The organism is Lacimicrobium sp. SS2-24, from assembly GCF_002201535.1.
Taxonomy (GTDB): domain Bacteria; phylum Pseudomonadota; class Gammaproteobacteria; order Enterobacterales; family Alteromonadaceae; genus Lacimicrobium.
Genome location: NZ_NIWW01000007.1, coordinates 95,987 through 114,716 on the forward strand (window position 1 = coordinate 95,987; position 18,730 = coordinate 114,716).

The window sequence follows — 18,730 nt, forward strand, 5'->3', positions numbered from 1 at the left end:
GAGATTCCCCTTCACTCTCACCCTTTAAGCCTGACAAAAAAAGCCCTGCTGTTTTAGCAGGGCTTTTTCATTGGGTATTAGCTTGAGCTGAAGGGCCGCGGATTGTTTTTCCTTTAGCCTTACTCGTCGCGCTTGAGTTATCAGGCGTCGTAAGGATGACGCAGAATAATGGTCTCGTCGCGGTCCGGGCCGGTGGAGATAATATCAACCGGTACGCCGGTGAGCTCTTCAATTCGTTTGATATAGTCCCGGGCGGCCTGGGGTAAGCCATCCAGAGTGGTCACACCAAAGGTATTCTCACTCCAGCCGGGCATGTCTTCGTAGACTGGGGTCACTTTGTCGTAACCATCGGCAGCCATGGGTGGCACATCCTGCACATTGCCCTGCTGATCTTTGTAGCCGATACAGATTCTCAGTGTTTCCAGACCGTCCAGTACGTCGAGTTTTGTCAGGCAAAAACCGCTGATACTGTTGATTTGCACGGCACGCTTCATAGCAACCGCATCAAACCAGCCGGTACGGCGCTTACGTCCTGTGGTGGCACCAAACTCATGGCCTTTTACGCCAAGATGCTGGCCTACTTCGCAGTCCAGCTCTGTTGGGAAAGGCCCTGAACCCACGCGGGTGGTATAGGCTTTCACGATGCCCAGCACGTAATCGAGGTTCAGCGGGCCAAAGCCGGCGCCTGTGGCTACACCACCGACGGTGGTATTGGATGAGGTCACGTAGGGATAGGTGCCGTGATCGATGTCCAGCAAGGTGCCCTGGGCACCTTCAAACATGATGGCATCGCCACGCAAGCGGGCTTTGTCGAGCATGTCGGGTACATCGGCCACCATGGACTGAATCACGTCTGCCACTTTCAGTGCATCATCCAGGACCTGCTGATAATCCACAGGGTCGACTTTGTAGTACTGCGTCAGCGAGAAATTATGGTATTCAACAATTTCTTTTAAGCGTTCGGCAAAGGTCTCACGGCAGGCTAAATCGCCAACACGTAATCCACGGCGCGCCACTTTATCTTCATAGGCCGGACCAATACCACGGCCGGTAGTACCGATAGGGTTATTGCCCCGGGCTTTTTCACGGGCCAGATCCAGTGCAATATGATACGGCAGTATCAGCGGGCAGGCTTCACTGATGACCAAACGCTCTTTGACCGGTACGCCACGGTCTTCGAGCATTTTCATTTCTGTCATCAGCGCTTCGGGACTCAGCACCACACCATTGCCTATCACACAGGTCACATTGTCGCGCAGGATACCTGAAGGAATAAGGTGTAAAACTGTCTTTTCGCCCTTGATGACCAGGGTGTGGCCTGCATTGTGTCCGCCCTGATAGCGCACTACAAATTTAGCCTTGTCGGTCAGCAGATCGACAACCTTTCCTTTACCCTCATCACCCCATTGGGTGCCGAGCACTACAACGTTTTTTGCCATGGATTAAAAAGTGGTCAGAAAATTAGGCGGGGATTCTACCAAGTTACGGGCAAGGGATCATCTGTTTTGACCAGAGCAAAACGTTCTGAGCCAGATCCAGCCTGGCAGGTATCACCTAAGATCTTGTCAGAGAAGATAAAACACGGTCACCACGCCGATGATGACCATTACCCCGCCCAGTGTACGCAGTTGCTGCGGAGACTGGTCTGCCAGCGTTCTTACATAGTGTTGCCAACGATTCGGAAACAGCATAGGTCCGATGCCCTCAATGATCAGCACCATGGCCAGGGCCAGCCAGATTGCATCACTCATCGAGTTGCTCCAGTACAGATAAGTCTATTTGCTCAGCATTCTGATACAGGGCAAAACCAAAACGGAGTCTGTCGCCTCTGGCATCGGTAATAATGCCATGTTGCTTGAGTTGTTGGTGCAAACGTTGCACCTTGGCGCTATCGGATAACTGAAAGGTCAGAAAGTGACCATGGTGCGCCGGGTTGTGCATCAACAGGTGGGAGCGATTCAGCTCAGGGTGTTGGTGGCGGTCCAGTTGTTGCAAAAAGGTGTGCTGCAGCTGCCGCACATAATCATGAACGGTAGCGACGTTTAAGTGCTCTTCTTCCAGCATGTCAAAAACCGCTTCGAGCCGGTACAGGGCACTGAAATCCATGGTAGAGCCGGCGAAGCGCATACCATCGGTGCTGTATTGCACCTGTCCCTGTCTGGCCAGATCGAGTTCCCCAAATTCAGCAAACCAGCCGGTATACTCTGGGCGCAGGGTGCAGCCCAGGGGAATATGTGCAAAGCAGCATCCTTCACCGCCTTGAGCGTATTTATAGCTGCCAGCCAAATAAAACACCCGATCCGCAATACCAGACAGATCCGTGGGCAGGGCCATAAAGCCATGGTATCCATCTATCACAAAGAGTGTGGACTTGGGAGCAGCATTAACCAGCTTTGCAAGGTTTTCAATTGCCATCCCTGAGTTGAAGAACACCTGACTGATAAACACAAGATCATACTCATCGCCCTTCAGGGTGCGCATAAAGCGTTGCTCAAAGTCCGCAAAGGGCAGGGTAGGCACGCTGGTAAGTTGCAATGTCTGGCGTTCATTAAGGCGGTTAATCTGGCGGGTAAAGCTGTGAAACTCGCTGTCTGTGCTCAGGACTTTCAGTGGTTTGCACCAATCCAGGCTGCTGAGGATGCGGTACAGCAACTCATGGGTGTTTGGGGCAAAGACCAGCTGTTGTGGGGCTCCGGTATTCAGGATCTGGGCGATTTTTTGTTGCACCACCGGGATGCGTTCAGAAAAGAAATAGTCCCACTTATCATCCACCCGCGCAGCAGAATCATCCCAATACCTGAGCATGGCATCACGGGTCACATCCGGCCAGTAGTGGTGGCTGTGGCAGGCGAAGTGCTGCTTGCCCTGATTCGCTTGCAAAAAACGTCGATAGAGATGTTGATACATGGCTTTTTCCTTAACAGCAGACACTGATCCACCATAATGGCGTTGTCTTATCCTGAACAAGGGCTGTGAACAAAAAAGACCCCGCAGGGCCTTTTTTATCTTTCGTTACCGGCGATTAATCCTGTCTTACGCCGCCGGTGTCCTTCATGTATTTGAAGAAGTCACTGTCGGGTTCAAGGATTAACAAATCCTGCTTACTGTTGAAGCTGGTTCTGTAGGCATCCATGCTGCGCAGGAAGCTATAGAACTCAGGATCCTTGTTGTACGCGTTGGCGTAAATTCCGGCGGCTTCGGCATCACCTTCACCACGCACTTTACGGGCGTTGCGTTCGGCGTCGGCTAACATCACCGTCACTCTGGCGTCGATATCGGCACGAATGATTTCCGCTTGTTCCTGACCTTCAGAGCGATGCTCTTTAGCCACGGCAGCACGTTCTGCACGCATACGCTGGAAGATAGAGTTACTGATTTCTGTGGGCAGGTTAATTTGTTTCACCCTCACATCCACAATTTCAATACCCAATTCCACGGCGCTCTCTGCCGACTGAATCATGGCTTTGTTCATCAGCTCAGAGCGCTCTCCTGAGACAATCTCAGCGATGGTACGGTTACCAAACTCACTACGCAGGCCGTTGTTCACTTTCTGTCTGAGTAGCGCTTCGGCGCGGTCTCTGAAGCCACCTGTGGCCAGATAGAAACGCGCGAAGTCTTTGATTCGCCATTTCACGTAGGAATCCACGATCAGGTCTTTTTTCTCTGCGGTCACGAAACGGTTAGCACCATCATCCAGTGTCAGCAGACGGGCATTGAGCATTTTCACCGAGTCGATGAAAGGAAGCTTGAAATGCAGACCCGGTTCGTACACGGCAGTTTCACCTGTTTGCTCGTCACGGCGTACTTTACCGAACTGAATGACGATACCCCGGTAGCCCTCTTCAACCACGAACAATGAGCTGAATCCAAGCACGACTAATACAACAATCAGGGCAATACTAAAATTTTTCATCTCTTAATTTCTCCCGTCGTTGAATCTGCTGCTGGTGCGGCCGGTATTCTGCGTGCTGTTACCACTTTGATTATTTTGCGTGGTGCCTCTCACGCCTTCCAAAGCGGTGTTTGGCAGCATTGGCAGGTTAGATGAAACACCCTGACGCTCCAGAATTTTATCCAGCGGCAAGTACATCATGTTACCGCTACCCTGGTTGTCGAGCATCACCTTGCTGGTGCTGCTGTAAATCTCTTCCAGGGTTTCCAGATAGAGACGCTGACGGGTGACGACAGGCGCGGCAGCATACTGAGGTAAGAGTTCTTCAAAACGTGCCACCTCACCCTGGGCTTTAAGGATAACCTGCTGCTTATACGCTTCAGCTTCCTGTCCCATACGGTTAACACGGCCCCGCGCTGTGGGTTCAATTTCCCGCGCATAGGCTTCGGCTTCACGGATAAAGCGCTGCTCGTCTTCCTGCGCGGCAATCGCATCATCGAAGGCGGCTTTGACTTCTTCCGGTGGACGGGCGTCTTTGAAGTTAACTTCCAGCACGTCAATACCCATGTCGTAGGGGGTGACGATACCATTGAGTTCTTCCCACACGCGCTGACGGGTTTGCTCACGACCCCGTGTCAGCACATCATCCATGCGGGAATGGCCGACCACGTAGCGGATAGCACTGTCCAGTGCATGGCGCAGGCTGCCATCAGGATCATCGACCGCAAAGCTGTATTTGTACGGCTCGATAACACGGAACTGGATTTCCATATCGACGCGCACCACGTTTTCATCTTCGGTAAGCATAAAGCCCGAGGAGGGCATGGTGCGAACCGACTGCACATTGACCGTTTCCACTGAGTCAATAAACGTGGGTTTCCAGCGCAGACCAGGCTCAACAAAATGGCTGAACTCGCCAAATCTGAGTACCACACCACGCTCGGCTTCTTTGATGGTGTAGAAGCCACTGATAAACCAGATGACCACTAAAATACCGGCGATCAATCCGATGCCGATACCACCAAACCCTTTTCCGGACGGTTTGTTGCTGCCGCCAAAACCGAGCTTGTCGAAGAATTTTTTGAATACTTCGTCCAAATCCGGTGGACCCTGTTCGCGGCCACCGCGATTTTTCCAGGGGTCGTTATTGTTGCCGCCAGGCTCATTCCAAGCCATGTTGTTCTCCGTAGTAAAGTTAAATGGGTTGTGCGCTCGTTACGCGCGACTCGACTAATGTTTATTGATCACATAGGTTGCCAGATCACTGGACAGGTGTTTTTCCAGTTGGTGCCAGTCTTTTGCCGGCATCCGTACCTCCACCAACCAGTCGCCGTCTTCGGCATAGGATTCGGTCGAAATACACTGCATTCGATAAAGTGCTCCGCGAAGTTTTCCTTCTTTGGGCGGAATACGCAAGCTGTACTGTACCATATTCCGATCGATACATTCGCTGATCGCCTCAAACAGCAGGTCAATACCCAGGCCTTTGTGGGCTGATACCCAGACTCGCACGGGTCTGCCGTTCTCATCCCGGTCGATGTGGGGGGCAATGTTGTCGAGTTGATCGATTTTGTTGCAAATCATTAACTGAGGCACTTCGCCCGCATCGATTTCATCGAGCACGGCGTTGACCTGATCGATATTGTCCAGACGCTGCTCGTCGGCATAATCCACAACATGCAACAGCAGTTCGGCCTGCTGTGTTTCCTGCAGTGTGGCTTTAAACGCGGCCACTAAATCATGGGGCAGGTGACGGATAAACCCTACCGTATCTGCAAGAATAGCCGGGCCCACATCCTGTAGCTGAATTTTACGCAGCGTCGGATCCAGGGTGGCAAAAAGTTGATCTGCTGCATACACACCGGCAGCAGTAATGGTATTAAACAACGTAGACTTACCGGCATTGGTGTATCCCACCAATGACAGGGTTGGCATTTCCGCGCGGCTTCTGGCCCGGCGGCTCTGTTCCCGTTGTTTCTGGACTTTTTTCAGTCGCTGAAGAATATGGGTAATCCGCGCACCCAACAGGCGTCGGTCTGTCTCTAACTGAGTTTCACCCGGACCGCGCAAGCCGATACCGCCTTTCTGCCTTTCCAGGTGGGTCCAGCCACGGATCAAACGGGTCGACATATGCCTCAGCTGAGCCAGTTCAACCTGTAGCTTACCTTCATGAGTACGGGCTCGCTGCGCGAAAATATCCAGAATCAGGCCGGTGCGATCCAGCACGCGGCACTTACACACGGATTCGAGATTACGTTCCTGGGAGGGTGACAGGGCATGGTTAAATATGACCACGTCTGCCTTGTTGGCTTTGACGGCCTGAGCGATTTCTTCTGCCTTACCACTACCGACAAAATATCGGGCGCTGGGGGTTGCGCGGGATCCTGTAACCAGATCTATGGCGTTGACACCGGCAGAGGAGACCAGCAGCTGTAATTCATGCAGGTCTTCTTTGCTGTTTTCATCGGGAAAATCTATATGTACAAGTACAGCCTGTTCACCTGCCTCGTAACGGTCAAACAAGCATTATCTCCTGGTTGAGCAATCAGTCCTCGTCATTATCTTGGTTTGCCTGTGGGTTGGCAACCATCGGTATAGGACGAGAGGGTACCACAGTGGAAATTGCGTGCTTATATACCATCTGGCTGACCGTATTCTTGAGCAAAATAACAAACTGGTCGAAAGACTCGACTTGCCCCTGCAATTTGATGCCATTCACCAGATAAATCGACACGGGCACACGTTCTTTTCGCAGTACATTCAAAAACGGATCTTGCAGTGATTGGCCCTTCGCCATTGTTCTTATCCTTTTCTTTTTATTATTAAAACCCTGGAACCGCTTATACCAGAGCTACCAGCCAATTTCCTGATTATACAGTTTTTACCCTCACTGTATAGCGCCTGCTGGGTCAGGGCGCAAGGTCAGGTCGCGTGGCTATAACCTGCTTCAGGTTGTTATCGGCAAATGTATCTAACCAGTTTAGATTTTGCCAGCTTCGCAGCCACGTAAGCTGACGTTTAGCCAACTGCCGGGTCGCCACTATAGCCCGAAACGACATTTCTTTGTGGTCGTACCTTTGTTGCAGGTGCTCCCACATCTGGCGGTAACCAACACATCTTATAGCAGGTAAATCTTCATGTAGATCAGTTCGTTGAAACAATTTTCTGACTTCCTGCTCAAAACCCTGCTCGAGCATGAGGGTAAACCGGCGGGCTATGCGTTCGTGCAAGACCTGTCTGTCGGCAGGGGCGATGGCAAACTGGGTGACTTCGTAGGGCAGTGGCGGACTCGTTTGTTGGGTCAGTTCCGTGAGGCTGCTTCCCGTTATCCGGTACACCTCCAATGCACGGGTCAGTCGCTGTGGATCATTAGGGTGAATGCGTCTGGCTGAGACGGGGTCGATAATACTCAGCTGCTGATGCAGTGCCGCCCAGCCACTCTCTGCTGCTTCAGCTTCCAGCTCTGCCCGGATGCGTTTATCGGCAGCAGGCAGCGGCGAAATACCTTCTAACAGAACCTTAAAATACATCATGGTGCCCCCCACCAGCAGGGGAATTTTTCCCCGCCCACTGATGTCCTGCATAGCCTCGAGCGCGTCGTGGCGAAAGTCGGCGGCGGAGTAACTCTGTACCGGATCCAGAATGTCGATGAGCCGGTGAGGGGCCAGGGCCAACTCCTGGGCACTGGGTTTGGCTGTGCCAATGTCCATGCCCTTGTAAATCATGGCCGAGTCCACACTAATGATTTCACAGGACAGGGACTGTGTCAGCGCGATGGCCAGATCCGTTTTGCCGCTGGCCGTGGGACCCATCAGAAATATTGCCGGGGGAAGGTCAGTTTGCATAGTTTTCCAGCCAGTTCTGAGGCAGAGCCTGTCCCATTTGCCTGAGCTGTTGCTGCCACTCTTCCAGACCCACAAACCAATGCCAGAGGGCGTATGCCTGTGCCCGATCATAGTCCTGATGGGGTGGCGCTGCGGCGTTCACCAATGTGTGTGACAGCTCACTTTCCTCACAGATGAGGAGCTGAGGCAAAATGGCTGACCAGTTCAGATGGCGCAGCCCGGCCGGGACCTGTCTGAGAATTAACTTGTCTCTGACAAGCTGAAGATCCAGTCCCAGCGTCTGCAGCGATTCGGCCAGAGTCTGGTATTGAAGCTGCATGGTTTTGTCGACGCCGAGTGAAACCGGCATCAGCAGTGGCTGCTGGATGTCGCTTTGCAGTTTAGTCAGCAGCTTGTGCCGTTGCAGTTTATGCACTGCGACCAGCCAGCAACGCTCCTGCCATTCGCTGAGCAAGTAACGCTGTTGTACCAGCATGCACGGTATTTCAGGGGCGGTATTGTGTTGTTCCTGGCTGAGCAGGTGCTGATACGCATTGACCGCCACCGCAGAGGGACGTCTTTCTGCAGAGCGGGCGGTGGCATAGGACCGTGGTTGCTCAGTGATTCTGGGTTGCAGCGGCTGAATATAGTTGTGGCGGGGCTCATTAGCTGTCGCCGGTGTTACCTGGGGATGCCCGGCTCCTTCCTGTGTGCCAACCTGCACGAGCATATCTCGCAGTGCCTGATAAATAAAATCATGGACTAAGCGGGACTGGTGAAAACGTACCTCATGTTTCGCCGGGTGCACGTTGACGTCTACTTCACTGGCGTCCAGTTTGAGGTAAAGCACGAACGCCGGGTGGGTATCGGTGGGCAGCCAGTCTTCAAAAGCTTGTCGAATGGCATGGTTAATCAGCTTGTCACGCATCATCCGGCCGTTTACATAAAAGTACTGAGTATCATTGGTCGGCTGAGCGTCGGTACATAACCATCCTGTTAAGTGTAACGACTCCATTTCGCTCTGAACATTCAGCATACTGGTCATGATGTTGTTGCCACAGACCAGTCCGACCCGTTTTGCTTGAGCCTGGGCGTGGGTGGCTCGGGGATACTGGCGCAACATCTTGCCGTTGTGTCTGAGGCTAAAAGCCACATCAAAACGACTCAGTGCGATGCGTCGCACCACTTCGTCAATATGGGTAAATTCAGTTTTTTCAGTACGTAAGAATTTGCGCCGGGCCGGTGTGTTGAAAAACAGATCCAGCACTTCAACACTGGTGCCATCGGGATGGGCCACGGGTGCCATGGACACGTCCATATCGCGGCCTTCTGCCCTGGCCTGCCAGCCCTGTGCTTGCGCCGCCGGCTTGGAGCTGATGGTCAGCCTGGCAACGGCACTGATACTGGCCAGTGCCTCACCGCGAAAGCCCAGACTGAGTATGCGCTCTAAATCATCCAGGCTGGATATTTTACTGGTGGCATGGCGGCTGAGCGCCAGTTTTAATTCGGCTTCGGGAATGCCACAACCATCATCGCGAATCAGAATGCGTTTGTGGCCGCCTTTGTCCACTTCGATGTCGATACGACTGGCCCCGGCATCGAGACTGTTCTCAATCAGCTCTTTTATAACAGAAGCCGGGCGTTCTACCACTTCTCCTGCGGCAATCTGGTTTGCCAGTCTGGCTGGAAGAATTTGAATGGGCAAAATAACGATTACTTTTAGTTAGGAATGGTCAGCACCTGGCCAATCCGCACCATATCGGATTCCAGGTTGTTGGCGGCTTTTATCCGGCTTACCGGCACATTGTAACGCTGTGCCAGTAATGACAGGGACTCGCCACGGCTCACTTTGTGGGTGCGGTTTTCCCGCTTTAACTTTGCCCATAAGGTGCCATCGGGTGGCCTGCGCTTAAAGTGCTTCTGAATACCACCAAAAATGGCGTCAGCCATGTTCTGGCGAAAGGTCGCCCAGTTAAGGTTTTTCTCTTCCCTTGGATTGGAGATAAAGCCAGTTTCCACCAGGATGGAAGGGATATCCGGTGACGTCAGTACCGCCAGGCTGGCGGCCTGAGGGGTTTTCTTGTGCAGTTTTGTGATCTGGCCCATTTCTTTGAGAATGTCGCGGCTCAGTTCATAACTGGTGGACAGAGAATGGTCCATGGACATATCCAGCAGAGCCTGGGTCAGGTAGCGCTCGCTGGAGGTATCCTGAATGACTTCGGCGGCTCCACCGAGCAGTTGTGAATGTTTTTCCGTGTTTTCCAGCCAGCGACCCAGCTCAGAGTTAGCCCGTCGCATCGACAGTACCCATACTGAGGCGCCGCTGGGCTGCGGTGTGGTGTAGGCGTCTGCATGAACGGACACCAACAAATCAGCCTTACTGCGTCTGGCCAGCTCAGTTCGCCGGTTCAAATCCACATAATAGTCACCGGTGCGGATCAAAACTGATTTCATCCCCGGTGTATCGTCAATGCGCTTCGCCAGCATTTTGGCAATGCTGAGCACGACATTTTTCTCGTAGCTGCCGGCACGGCCAATGGAGCCCGGATCCTCGCCGCCATGGCCTGCGTCCACGGCTACGATGATGTCGCGGTTAGTGGCCTGGGCCTGTTGTTTGACGATTTGCGGCGGAGATTGGTCATGCTGTCCCAAATCGATGACCAGTCGATCACCGTAAGGGGCGGTGGGTGGCAGCGAGAAAATTTGCGTATCCGCAGCCTGATTGAGTTCCAGCACGATGCGCACGGACTGTTTATCTTTGGGTGTGCTGTAGCGCAGTCGGCTGATCAGATCGCTGTCGTTCTGAATCTGATTCAAATCCAGTTGCTGACGGGTATTGGCCAGATCGATCACCAACCGGGTCGGATTGCGTAAAGTAAAGTAGCTATACTCAGGCGCCTCGGCCAGATCAAATACCACCCGGGTATTGGTAGGAGAGGGCCAGATCCTTACGCCCTCCATTTCGTTCTGCGCCCATAGGGGGGCACAGAACATCAGTGTGAGCAGACTTAGCCAGATTGTGGGTCGGTATAATGCCATGATCTCGTTATAGTTGTTGCAGCAACCTTATCCCCTGTTCAGACAGACCGTGCAGGCTAATAGTTCGGCCATTGTCGCTAAATTCTATACTAATCTGCAAATCCGCTGGCGCCAATAGCCCAGTCCCTTTTTCCGGCCACTCAATCAGGCACAGACAATCGGCCTGGAAATAATCACGGATACCAATAAACTCGAGTTCTTCCGGATCGCTGAGGCGATACAAATCAAAATGGAAAATGCGCCAGTGCTGGGTCTCGTAGGGTTCCACCAAAGTATAGGTGGGACTCTTGATGCGCCCGGTCACACCTAAAGCCTGAATAAATGCACGACAGAAGCTGGTTTTACCCGCTCCCAGTTCACCCTCAAGATAAATGACCGTTTGGGAGTTGCACAGGTGGGCGAGTTTTTCGGCGAGGGCATGCGTGCCCTGCTCATCGCGAATCGGGAAAACTTTCTTCATTCAGCAATTCACCAGCTGTCGGATATAGGGAAGCAGATCACTGGCTATCATACCACGTTGTCCGTTTTTTTCTGCGCACAAATCGCCCGCCCTGCCATGAACACAGGCACCGGCCAGTGCGGCATTTTCAGCATTGGTGCCCTGGGCCATCAACCCCCCAATCAGACCGCTCAGCAGATCCCCCATACCACCACTGGCCATGCCTGGATTGCCATCTTCGAGCACATAACATTGCCGGGTGCTTTCAATCAGCGTACCGGCACCCTTGAGCACAATGGTGCACTGATAACGGTTCACCAGTTCACTGGCCGCAGCATAACGATCGGCCTGAATCTGTCCGTTGGTCATATCAGTCAGTCGCGCCGCTTCGCCGGAATGGGGCGTGAGAACCGTGTTTTCACTGAGTGAAACGTTTTTCTTTCTGGCCAGCAGTGTTAGGCCGTCGGCATCAATCAGTATCGACTTACTGGCCTGCTGCTGAAATTTCAACACATGGTTGAACAGTGACTCTGCCCATTTATCCAGACCCAGTCCCGGCCCAACGACGATGCATGAGGCCCATTCCAGCAGGGCGCCAAGTTTTTCCGTGTCGGCGCTTACCATCAGTTCTGGTCGCCCTGATGCCACCAGTGCATGACTGTCAGGATGACACAACACCTTTACCAGCCCGGCGCCGCTGCGCAAAGCAGCGTCTGCGGTGAGACGGATAGCACCAGACATGCCCTGGTTGCCGCCAATGCAAAGCAGGTGTCCATGATCGCCCTTGTGGCTATCACAATGGCGTGGCGGAAACGGTGAAAGCTCGCTGCCACGTACCCGCAGCGCGACAGGTGTTGCCAATCTGTCAAACGCTTCGGCAATGCCTAAGGCACTGAAGTGTAACCGGCCACTGTGCTGCTTGCCTTTACCGGTAACCAGTCCGGCTTTGATGCCCACAAATGTGATGGTTGCAGTGGCGTTAACGGCAACACCACAGGGGCTGCCCGTGTCCGCATTCATGCCCGAGGGCAGGTCGATGCTGAGCACAGGGGTTGGCTGCTGGTTTAAGGCGCCAATGACATCTTCGTAAGGGGCTCTGACTTCGCCCTTAATACCGTTACCGAGCAGGGCATCCACGATGACATCATAGCCAACCAGTGAAACTGGCCAGGTTTCAGGATCTGTACCACTGGCCCGCCATTTCTGCTCGGCCTGGCGAGTATCCGCTGAATACTTGTGGTGATCTCCCACGGCTATCAGAGTGACCTCCAGGCCTGCCTCCCGGGCCAGTCTGGCTAATACAAAACCATCCCCACCATTATTGCCATGACCGCATAACACCAGGATGCGTTTACAGGGTGCAAAGCTTGCCAAAAGTTGCCTGAATGCTGCATGTCCGGCCCGCTCCATCAGTTCATACATGCTCAGGCCTGCAGCGCTGGCGGCTCCAGGCTCATGTCGGCGGACCTCGTCTGCGCGGTACACTTTGTGTGATAAACTTGCAGGTTCAATGATGGCGTTATAGGTGTTCAATGGCTGAGCTGTCCTCACAGGATTTGCAACGGTTAACAAAAAATATCAAGAGCTGGGGCAAAGCGCTAGGTTTTCAGCAGGTGGGTATTTGCGATGTGGATCTCAGTCGCCATGAAGCTGCGCTACAACGCTGGCTTGATAAGGGGATGCACGGTGATATGCATTACATGGCCACCCATGGTATGAAAAGGGCCAGACCCGATCAGCTGCAGCCAGGAACGGTGAGGATTATCAGTGTTCGCATGGATTATCTGCCGCCAGACGCCGGATTTGCCCGCAACCTTAAAGACAGGGACAGTGGATATATCAGTCGTTATGCCCTGGGCCGTGACTATCATAAGCTGCTGCGTCAGCGTCTGAAGAAGCTTGGACAACGCATCGAACAAGAGGTCAGTGAGCTGGCCTATCGGCCCTTTGTGGATTCGGCACCAGTGCTGGAGCATGCGGTAGCGGAAAAAGCGGGCCTGGGCTGGACCGGTAAGCATTCGTTGACACTGAATCGCGAGGCAGGCTCCTGGTTTTTCCTGGGGGAGCTGTTTATTAATCTGCCCTTACCCGTGGATGAACCGGTGGAGGAGGGGTGTGGCAGTTGCACCGCCTGCATGACCATCTGTCCGACGCAGGCGATTGTGGAACCTTATGTGGTAGATGCCCGGCGCTGTATTTCCTATCTGACCATTGAACTCAAAGGATCGATTCCAGAAGCATTGAGACCCCTGATCGGGAATCGTATTTATGGCTGCGATGACTGTCAGTTGGTGTGCCCCTGGAACCGTTATGCCAGCCTCACCGATGAAGCGGATTTCCATCCGCGCCAGAATTTGCAGGGCAAGGCGTTACTGGAACTGTTTGACTGGGATGAAGAGACCTTTTTAGACAATACTCAGGGGTCGCCAATCCGCCGTATTGGTTTCCAGCGATGGCAGCGTAATATTGCCGTAGCACTGGGCAACGCCCCCTATTCAATGGCAGTTATTCAGGCATTGGAGGCGGCCTGGGCATCTGCATCTGAGCTAGTGCAAGAACATATAGAATGGGCCCTTGAGCAACAACTCAAACAGCAGCCTGCGGAAAATGTCCGACACCACCAAAGATTGATTCGAGTGGTTGAAAAGGGTCTTCCCCGAGACGCCTGAATCGTCCCTGTGAGGGGCTCTTCAGACGTCAGTGGCTGCGATCTTATCCGCGATGATAGGCCTGACTGTATTGATGCACGGCATCAATGAACACTTTAGCATGCTCGGGAGGCACATCAGGATGGATGCCATGTCCCAGATTAAAGACATGGCCCGATCCGTTGCCATAACCTGCAAGAATGGTTTTCACTTCCTCTTCAATCCGCTCAGGGCTGGCATAGAGCATGGAGGGATCCATATTCCCCTGCAGTGCGACCTGGTCGCCGATTCTGGCTCTCGCTTCGCCGATATCGATGGTCCAGTCCAGACCCACGCCATCACAGCCGGTGGCCGCTATCGCTTCCAGCCACATGCCCCCGTTTTTGGTGAACAGGGTAACCGGCACCTTACGTCCGTCATTTTCCCTTGTCAGGCCATCTACAATCTTGTGCATGTATTGCAACGAGAAATCTTTGTAATCGCGCGGTGACAGCACGCCTCCCCAGGTATCAAAGATCATGACGGACTGTGCCCCTGCGGCGATTTGTGCATTCAGATAAAGGATGACGGCGTCGGCCAGCTTATCCAACAAGAGGTGCAGAGCGCGGGGCTCAGCAAAGGCCATTTTTTTGATCTGACTGAAACTCTTGGTGGTACCACCTTCGACCATGTAGGTGGCCAGTGTCCAGGGACTGCCTGAAAAACCGATCAGTGGAACGCTTCCTGCCAGTGCCTGGCGAATCGTGCGGATGGCATCCATCACATAACCCAGCTCCTGTTCAGGGTCCGGTACACTCAGTTTATTGATGTCAGACACAGAGCGCAGGGGACGCTCAAATTTAGGGCCTTCACCGGTTTCAAAGTACAGTCCCAGGCCCATGGCATCGGGAATGGTGAGGATATCGGAAAACAGTATGGCGGCATCCAAATCAAAGCGACGGAGCGGCTGCAGTGTGACTTCACAGGCGAGCTCAGGGTTTTTACACAATGACATAAAGTCGCCAGCCTGTGCCCGGGTGGCCTTATATTCTGGTAAATATCGTCCTGCCTGGCGCATCATCCATACCGGCGTGCGGTCGACCGGTTGTTTCATCAGCGCTTTTAGATAACGATCATTCTCTAATCCGGGCATGTTTCTCTACTCTGTACAAACTGCAATATGGCGGCATTCTAACACCAGTATGCTGCGGACACAGCTATAGAGTGCCGGTTTAGGGGAAAGAATCTAAGGAGATATAAGAACAATTAGTATGTCATTCATCGTTTTTTTGCCCCGAAAAGTTGCACAAGTGTAAAAAAGTCTGCTATAAAACCGTTGCGCTAGTGGAATCAACTAAAAGAAGCTCGGCCAACGAGACCTCCACGCTAAAATATTTAAGCCTTACCTCCGGGTAAGGCTTTTTTATTTCTGGCTTAGCCTAAAAGCCATGCCCTGCTTTGAGGGCGACAGGCTGAACACGTTATCAGCGTGGTGTGTTAACCCCGTCATGCTCCTTCATTGCTGCCGTGATCAGTCGGCCTGCAATTGAAAATTCGGGTGGGATCAAAGGAAATTCGTTCTCTTTGTACCAGCTTGCCTCAAGAATCTCTTCGCCATCCACACAAATTTCACCGCTGTCATACTCTGCCAGAAAGCCCACCATCAGAGAATGCGGGAAAGGCCAGGGTTGGCTGTCAAAGTAACGCAGGCTTTTTATCTTGATGCCCACTTCTTCCATGACTTCCCGGTGAACTGCCTGTTCCAGAGATTCACCACTTTCCACAAATCCGGCCAGTATCGAGTACATGCCTTGTTTATGGTGGCGTCCCTTGGCCAGTAACAGTTGATTTTGCTTTTTAATGGCGACGATGATGCATGGAGAGATACGTGGATAACAACGGTGCTGGCATCGGTGGCACACGGTGGCCAGTTCCCAGTCAACGCGCTGCATCTCGCTGCCACACTGTCCGCAATATCGGTGTGTGCGCAGGAACAGGGCTACCTGCCAGGCACGCGCGAGGATGTTATAGGCGCTGTCATGTTCTGCCATCATGGCTTCTCGCAGGCCAATCAGCTCGGCATCGTCCAGTTCTGGCTCCTGCTGTTGCATGTCCAGCACAAAACAATCCGTGTCATGATATTCACCCACTTTGACCGCCTCATCAATATAGGTGGAGACGAAGCTCAATTCGCTATGGTGGGCATAAATCAGGGTGCCATGATGCTCGTGCCGCAGGACTTTATTGCGGGATAAGATGAGCCAGTATGCCGGCTTGTCCGGAACGGTGTAGAGTGGCATAAGCAAAGATTCCACCGATTGAAAGTGAGCAGAGTATATCAAGCTAAAAACATAATTCAGGTCGAATTTGTATAACCGTTGGTATTCGAATCCAGTTTGGTATACTGGTTCGATTGACGGGTTTCAATGTTGTTTGAAACCTCAGCAAAGGAGTAAAGGTACATGTTGATCAACGTTGAGCAGGCAGAGCAGCAGTGGGGCGGCGCGCACCATGCCATTGACAACTGGCTGGAAGGACGCAGAAAGCTGCTGGTGCAGTACTGTGCCCTGGCTGGACTACCGCCTTTCGAGCGGGACCACACAGCATTGCCTGCCAAAGAGGCCATTGAAAACTTCTGTGAGTTGCTGGTGGATTATGTGTCGGCGGGTCATTTCGAGTTTTACGATCGCATTGTAGAGAGTAATGGCAACGGTAAAGCGCTGGCTGATGAGGTGTACCCGCGCATCTCCGATACCACTGACCAGGCACTGAATTTCAATGATCATTATGCGGAAATCGATAAAGATCAGGACATGCAGCATTTTGATGAGCACTTGTCCGCTCTGGGTCAGGCTATGGAAGAGCGCTTTGAACTGGAAGATCGCCTCATTCAGACTCTGCATAAAGAACATCTGTAAGCTCCAGGCTAAGCTCGCTGTTCAGCATGCAGCCAAACAAATAAGCATAAAAAAGGCGCCCGTAGGCGCCTTTTCTTTTGTCAGTTCATCAGCTTTTCTGTCGCCGCATGGCGTCGAAAAACTCATTGTTGGTTTTGGTCATCGACAGCTTATCGATCAAAAACTCCATGGCATCAATTTCTGACATTTCATGCACGATTTTGCGTAAGATCCACATCTTCTGTAATTCATCCTGGGTGGTCAGCAATTCTTCGCGACGGGTGCCTGAACGATTGAAATCGATGGCCGGGAAGACCCGCTTCTCAGCAATCTTGCGGTTCAGGTGCAGCTCCATGTTACCGGTGCCTTTAAACTCTTCATAGATAACTTCATCCATTTTCGAGCCGGTATCGATCAGCGCGGTAGCAATAATGGTCAGGCTTCCGCCTTCTTCCACATTTCGCGCAGCACCAAAGAAACGTTTGGGTTTGTGCAAGGCGTTAGCGTCGACACCCCCTGTCAGTACCTTACCTGAGGAAGGGATCACGGTGTTGTAAGCACGGGCCAGACGGGTAATCGAATCCAGCAGGATGACCACGTCTTTTTTGTGCTCAACCAGGCGCTTGGCCTTTTCGATCACCATCTCGGCAACCTGAACATGGCGGCTGGCAGGTTCGTCAAAGGTTGAAGCAACCACTTCGCCCTGCACCAGACGCTGCATCTCCGTCACTTCTTCCGGGCGTTCGTCGATGAGCAGCACCATCAGCGTACATTCAGGATGATTGGCAGCAATACTCTGCGCAATATTCTGTAGCAGCAAGGTTTTACCCGCTTTGGGTGGAGCCACTATCAGGCCTCGCTGACCACGGCCAATGGGGGAGGCCAGATCCAATACTCTTGCCGTAATATCCTCAGTACTGCCATTGCCTCGTTCCATGCGCAGTCTTTCAGTGGCATGTAAGGGCGTCAGGTTTTCAAAGAGAATTTTATTGCGGGAGTTTTCAGGGCGGTCAAAGTTGACTTCATTGATTTTCAGCAGGGCAAAGTATCGCTCACTGTCTTTAGGCGGGCGAATTTTGCCGGAAATGGTATCGCCCGTGCGCAGATTGAAGCGCCTGATCTGGCTGGGTGATACATAGATATCGTCGGGCCCGGCCAGATATGAGGAGTCTGCCGAACGCAGAAATCCGAATCCATCCTGCAGTATTTCCAGTGCGCCATCACCAAAGATGTCTTCACCGCTTTTAGCGTGGGCCTTCAAAATTGCAAAAATAATGTCTTGTTTGCGGGCACGGGCCATGTTGTCCAGGCCCATTTTGTCAGCCAGCTCAACAAGCTCGCTTACGGGTTTACTTTTTAGTTCCGTCAGATTCATATCGGTGGGTCTTAATGATTGAAGTATGCTCGTTATGCACGGTTTTGTTATTAGAGTAACGGGTTTAAACGTCTGATTGCGCCTGATTGACGCGAGGACTGTATTCGATTCGGGTGCGATCAACGATGATTGCGAAGATTAAATTAGCACCAAAAATGAACAACGTCTACTGATTATCGGTTAATTATCTGATTTCTTAACTGAATGGTGCTGTGTATGGAAGAAATGGGCCCGCCGTTGGCGGGCCGCAGGATTAAATATTGTCGTTAATGAACTCAGCCAACTGAGTTTTCGACAATGCGCCTACTTTGGTGGCGGCTACATTCCCGTCTTTAAAGAGCAGAAGTGTAGGGATACCGCGAATACCGTATTTAGGCGGCGTTTCAGTATTTTGGTCGACATTCAGCTTGCCAACTGTTAATTTGCCATCGAATTCGTTAGCTACTTCTTCCAGAATCGGCGCGATCATTTTGCACGGGCCACACCATTCTGCCCAGAAGTCGACTAATACAGGATCTTTGGCATTGATAACATCGGCCTCAAAACTGTCGTCAGATAACTGGATAATTTTGTCGCTCATTTTTTTCTCCAAACTTTGCCTGCCTCGACGAATTAAGAGCCGGGCAGGTCGGTAGTG

General features: G+C 52.4%; 18 protein-coding genes. 2 read left to right on the plus strand and 16 right to left on the minus strand.

Going from position 1 to position 18,730, the window contains the following annotated elements:
• Positions 1-140: 140 nt before the first annotated feature.
• From CCY32_RS12605 to CCY32_RS12660, 12 genes are all read right to left on the minus strand, one after another.
• Positions 141-1,439: an adenylosuccinate synthase gene (locus tag CCY32_RS12605; protein ID WP_088331236.1), complete on the minus strand. Its 1,299-nt coding sequence runs from the start codon at positions 1,437-1,439 to the stop codon at positions 141-143.
• 126 nt (positions 1,440-1,565) lie between these two features.
• Entirely contained in the window at positions 1,566-1,751 is a 186-nt protein-coding gene (locus CCY32_RS12610; protein WP_168171513.1) for a DUF2065 domain-containing protein, read from the minus strand.
• Positions 1,744-2,907 carry an aminotransferase class V-fold PLP-dependent enzyme gene (locus tag CCY32_RS12615; RefSeq protein ID WP_088331238.1) on the minus strand — a complete coding sequence of 388 codons (1,164 nt, stop codon included), beginning with the start codon at positions 2,905-2,907 and terminating at the stop codon, positions 1,744-1,746. Before CCY32_RS12615 ends, CCY32_RS12610 begins: the two co-directional genes overlap by 8 nt.
• Positions 2,908-3,022: 115 nt before the next feature.
• Positions 3,023-3,913 carry a protease modulator HflC gene (gene hflC, locus CCY32_RS12620; RefSeq protein ID WP_088331240.1) on the minus strand — a complete coding sequence of 297 codons (891 nt, stop codon included), beginning with the start codon at positions 3,911-3,913 and terminating at the stop codon, positions 3,023-3,025.
• 3 nt (positions 3,914-3,916) lie between these two features.
• Positions 3,917-5,068: an FtsH protease activity modulator HflK gene (gene hflK, locus CCY32_RS12625; protein WP_088331242.1), complete on the minus strand. Its 1,152-nt coding sequence runs from the start codon at positions 5,066-5,068 to the stop codon at positions 3,917-3,919.
• A gap of 54 nt (positions 5,069-5,122) precedes the next feature.
• Positions 5,123-6,415 (minus strand): ribosome rescue GTPase HflX, encoded by a 1,293-nt coding sequence (gene hflX / locus CCY32_RS12630; RefSeq protein WP_088331244.1) that lies wholly within the window; start codon positions 6,413-6,415, stop codon positions 5,123-5,125.
• Between the two features lie 22 nt (positions 6,416-6,437).
• Positions 6,438-6,689 carry an RNA chaperone Hfq gene (gene hfq / locus CCY32_RS12635; protein WP_062483401.1) on the minus strand — a complete coding sequence of 84 codons (252 nt, stop codon included), beginning with the start codon at positions 6,687-6,689 and terminating at the stop codon, positions 6,438-6,440.
• A gap of 112 nt (positions 6,690-6,801) precedes the next feature.
• Positions 6,802-7,737 carry a tRNA (adenosine(37)-N6)-dimethylallyltransferase MiaA gene (miaA, locus tag CCY32_RS12640; RefSeq protein ID WP_088331246.1) on the minus strand — a complete coding sequence of 312 codons (936 nt, stop codon included), beginning with the start codon at positions 7,735-7,737 and terminating at the stop codon, positions 6,802-6,804.
• Entirely contained in the window at positions 7,727-9,421 is a 1,695-nt protein-coding gene (gene mutL, locus CCY32_RS12645; RefSeq protein ID WP_088331248.1) for a DNA mismatch repair endonuclease MutL, read from the minus strand. Before mutL ends, miaA begins: the two co-directional genes overlap by 11 nt.
• Positions 9,422-9,435: 14 nt before the next feature.
• Positions 9,436-10,710: an N-acetylmuramoyl-L-alanine amidase gene (locus CCY32_RS12650; RefSeq protein ID WP_246840621.1), complete on the minus strand. Its 1,275-nt coding sequence runs from the start codon at positions 10,708-10,710 to the stop codon at positions 9,436-9,438.
• A 52-nt stretch (positions 10,711-10,762) separates the two neighbouring features.
• Positions 10,763-11,215, minus strand: coding sequence for a tRNA (adenosine(37)-N6)-threonylcarbamoyltransferase complex ATPase subunit type 1 TsaE (gene tsaE, locus CCY32_RS12655; RefSeq protein WP_088331252.1), 453 nt, complete (start codon positions 11,213-11,215; stop codon positions 10,763-10,765).
• Positions 11,216-12,727 carry an NAD(P)H-hydrate dehydratase gene (locus CCY32_RS12660; RefSeq protein WP_168171514.1) on the minus strand — a complete coding sequence of 504 codons (1,512 nt, stop codon included), beginning with the start codon at positions 12,725-12,727 and terminating at the stop codon, positions 11,216-11,218.
• On the opposite strand from CCY32_RS12660, the gene queG reads away from it, so the two are divergent.
• Positions 12,727-13,863: a tRNA epoxyqueuosine(34) reductase QueG gene (gene queG / locus CCY32_RS12665; protein ID WP_088331256.1), complete on the plus strand. Its 1,137-nt coding sequence runs from the start codon at positions 12,727-12,729 to the stop codon at positions 13,861-13,863. The two genes, CCY32_RS12660 and queG, sit on opposite strands and share 1 nt — an antisense overlap.
• A 43-nt stretch (positions 13,864-13,906) precedes the next feature.
• Here queG and hemE read toward each other — a convergent pair whose 3' ends face one another.
• The gene (hemE, locus tag CCY32_RS12670; protein WP_088331258.1) at positions 13,907-14,974 is read right to left on the minus strand and encodes a uroporphyrinogen decarboxylase; all 1,068 of its coding nucleotides are present in this window, start codon (positions 14,972-14,974) and stop codon (positions 13,907-13,909) included.
• A gap of 331 nt (positions 14,975-15,305) precedes the next feature.
• The gene (gene nudC / locus CCY32_RS12675) at positions 15,306-16,121 is read right to left on the minus strand and encodes an NAD(+) diphosphatase (RefSeq protein WP_088331260.1); all 816 of its coding nucleotides are present in this window, start codon (positions 16,119-16,121) and stop codon (positions 15,306-15,308) included.
• 162 nt (positions 16,122-16,283) lie between these two features.
• Between nudC and rsd the strand changes: the two genes are divergently transcribed.
• Positions 16,284-16,739 carry a sigma D regulator gene (gene rsd / locus CCY32_RS12680; RefSeq protein ID WP_088331262.1) on the plus strand — a complete coding sequence of 152 codons (456 nt, stop codon included), beginning with the start codon at positions 16,284-16,286 and terminating at the stop codon, positions 16,737-16,739.
• Between the two features lie 88 nt (positions 16,740-16,827).
• Here the strand turns inward: rsd and rho are convergent, their stop codons facing one another.
• Together rho and trxA are read right to left on the minus strand one after the other, a co-directional pair.
• Positions 16,828-18,093 carry a transcription termination factor Rho gene (rho, locus tag CCY32_RS12685; RefSeq protein ID WP_088331264.1) on the minus strand — a complete coding sequence of 422 codons (1,266 nt, stop codon included), beginning with the start codon at positions 18,091-18,093 and terminating at the stop codon, positions 16,828-16,830.
• Between the two features lie 253 nt (positions 18,094-18,346).
• The gene (gene trxA, locus CCY32_RS12690; protein WP_088331266.1) at positions 18,347-18,673 is read right to left on the minus strand and encodes a thioredoxin TrxA; all 327 of its coding nucleotides are present in this window, start codon (positions 18,671-18,673) and stop codon (positions 18,347-18,349) included.
• Positions 18,674-18,730 lie beyond the last annotated feature (57 nt).

Coding starts and splice junctions, on each gene's coding strand:
- CCY32_RS12605 (WP_088331236.1), bottom strand. CDS start 1,439: ATGGCAAAAAACGTTGTAGTGCTCGGCACCCAATGGGGTGATGAGGGT.
- trxA (WP_088331266.1), bottom strand. CDS start 18,673: ATGAGCGACAAAATTATCCAGTTATCTGACGACAGTTTTGAGGCCGAT.
- tsaE (WP_088331252.1), bottom strand. CDS start 11,215: ATGAAGAAAGTTTTCCCGATTCGCGATGAGCAGGGCACGCATGCCCTC.
- hfq (WP_062483401.1), bottom strand. CDS start 6,689: ATGGCGAAGGGCCAATCACTGCAAGATCCGTTTTTGAATGTACTGCGA.
- CCY32_RS12610 (WP_168171513.1), bottom strand. CDS start 1,751: ATGAGTGATGCAATCTGGCTGGCCCTGGCCATGGTGCTGATCATTGAG.
- hflK (WP_088331242.1), bottom strand. CDS start 5,068: ATGGCTTGGAATGAGCCTGGCGGCAACAATAACGACCCCTGGAAAAAT.
- rsd (WP_088331262.1), top strand. CDS start 16,284: ATGTTGATCAACGTTGAGCAGGCAGAGCAGCAGTGGGGCGGCGCGCAC.
- nudC (WP_088331260.1), bottom strand. CDS start 16,121: ATGCCACTCTACACCGTTCCGGACAAGCCGGCATACTGGCTCATCTTA.
- queG (WP_088331256.1), top strand. CDS start 12,727: ATGGCTGAGCTGTCCTCACAGGATTTGCAACGGTTAACAAAAAATATC.
- miaA (WP_088331246.1), bottom strand. CDS start 7,737: ATGCAAACTGACCTTCCCCCGGCAATATTTCTGATGGGTCCCACGGCC.
- hflC (WP_088331240.1), bottom strand. CDS start 3,913: ATGAAAAATTTTAGTATTGCCCTGATTGTTGTATTAGTCGTGCTTGGA.
- rho (WP_088331264.1), bottom strand. CDS start 18,093: ATGAATCTGACGGAACTAAAAAGTAAACCCGTAAGCGAGCTTGTTGAG.
- CCY32_RS12650 (WP_246840621.1), bottom strand. CDS start 10,710: ATGTTCTGTGCCCCCCTATGGGCGCAGAACGAAATGGAGGGCGTAAGG.
- hemE (WP_088331258.1), bottom strand. CDS start 14,974: ATGCCCGGATTAGAGAATGATCGTTATCTAAAAGCGCTGATGAAACAA.
- CCY32_RS12615 (WP_088331238.1), bottom strand. CDS start 2,907: ATGTATCAACATCTCTATCGACGTTTTTTGCAAGCGAATCAGGGCAAG.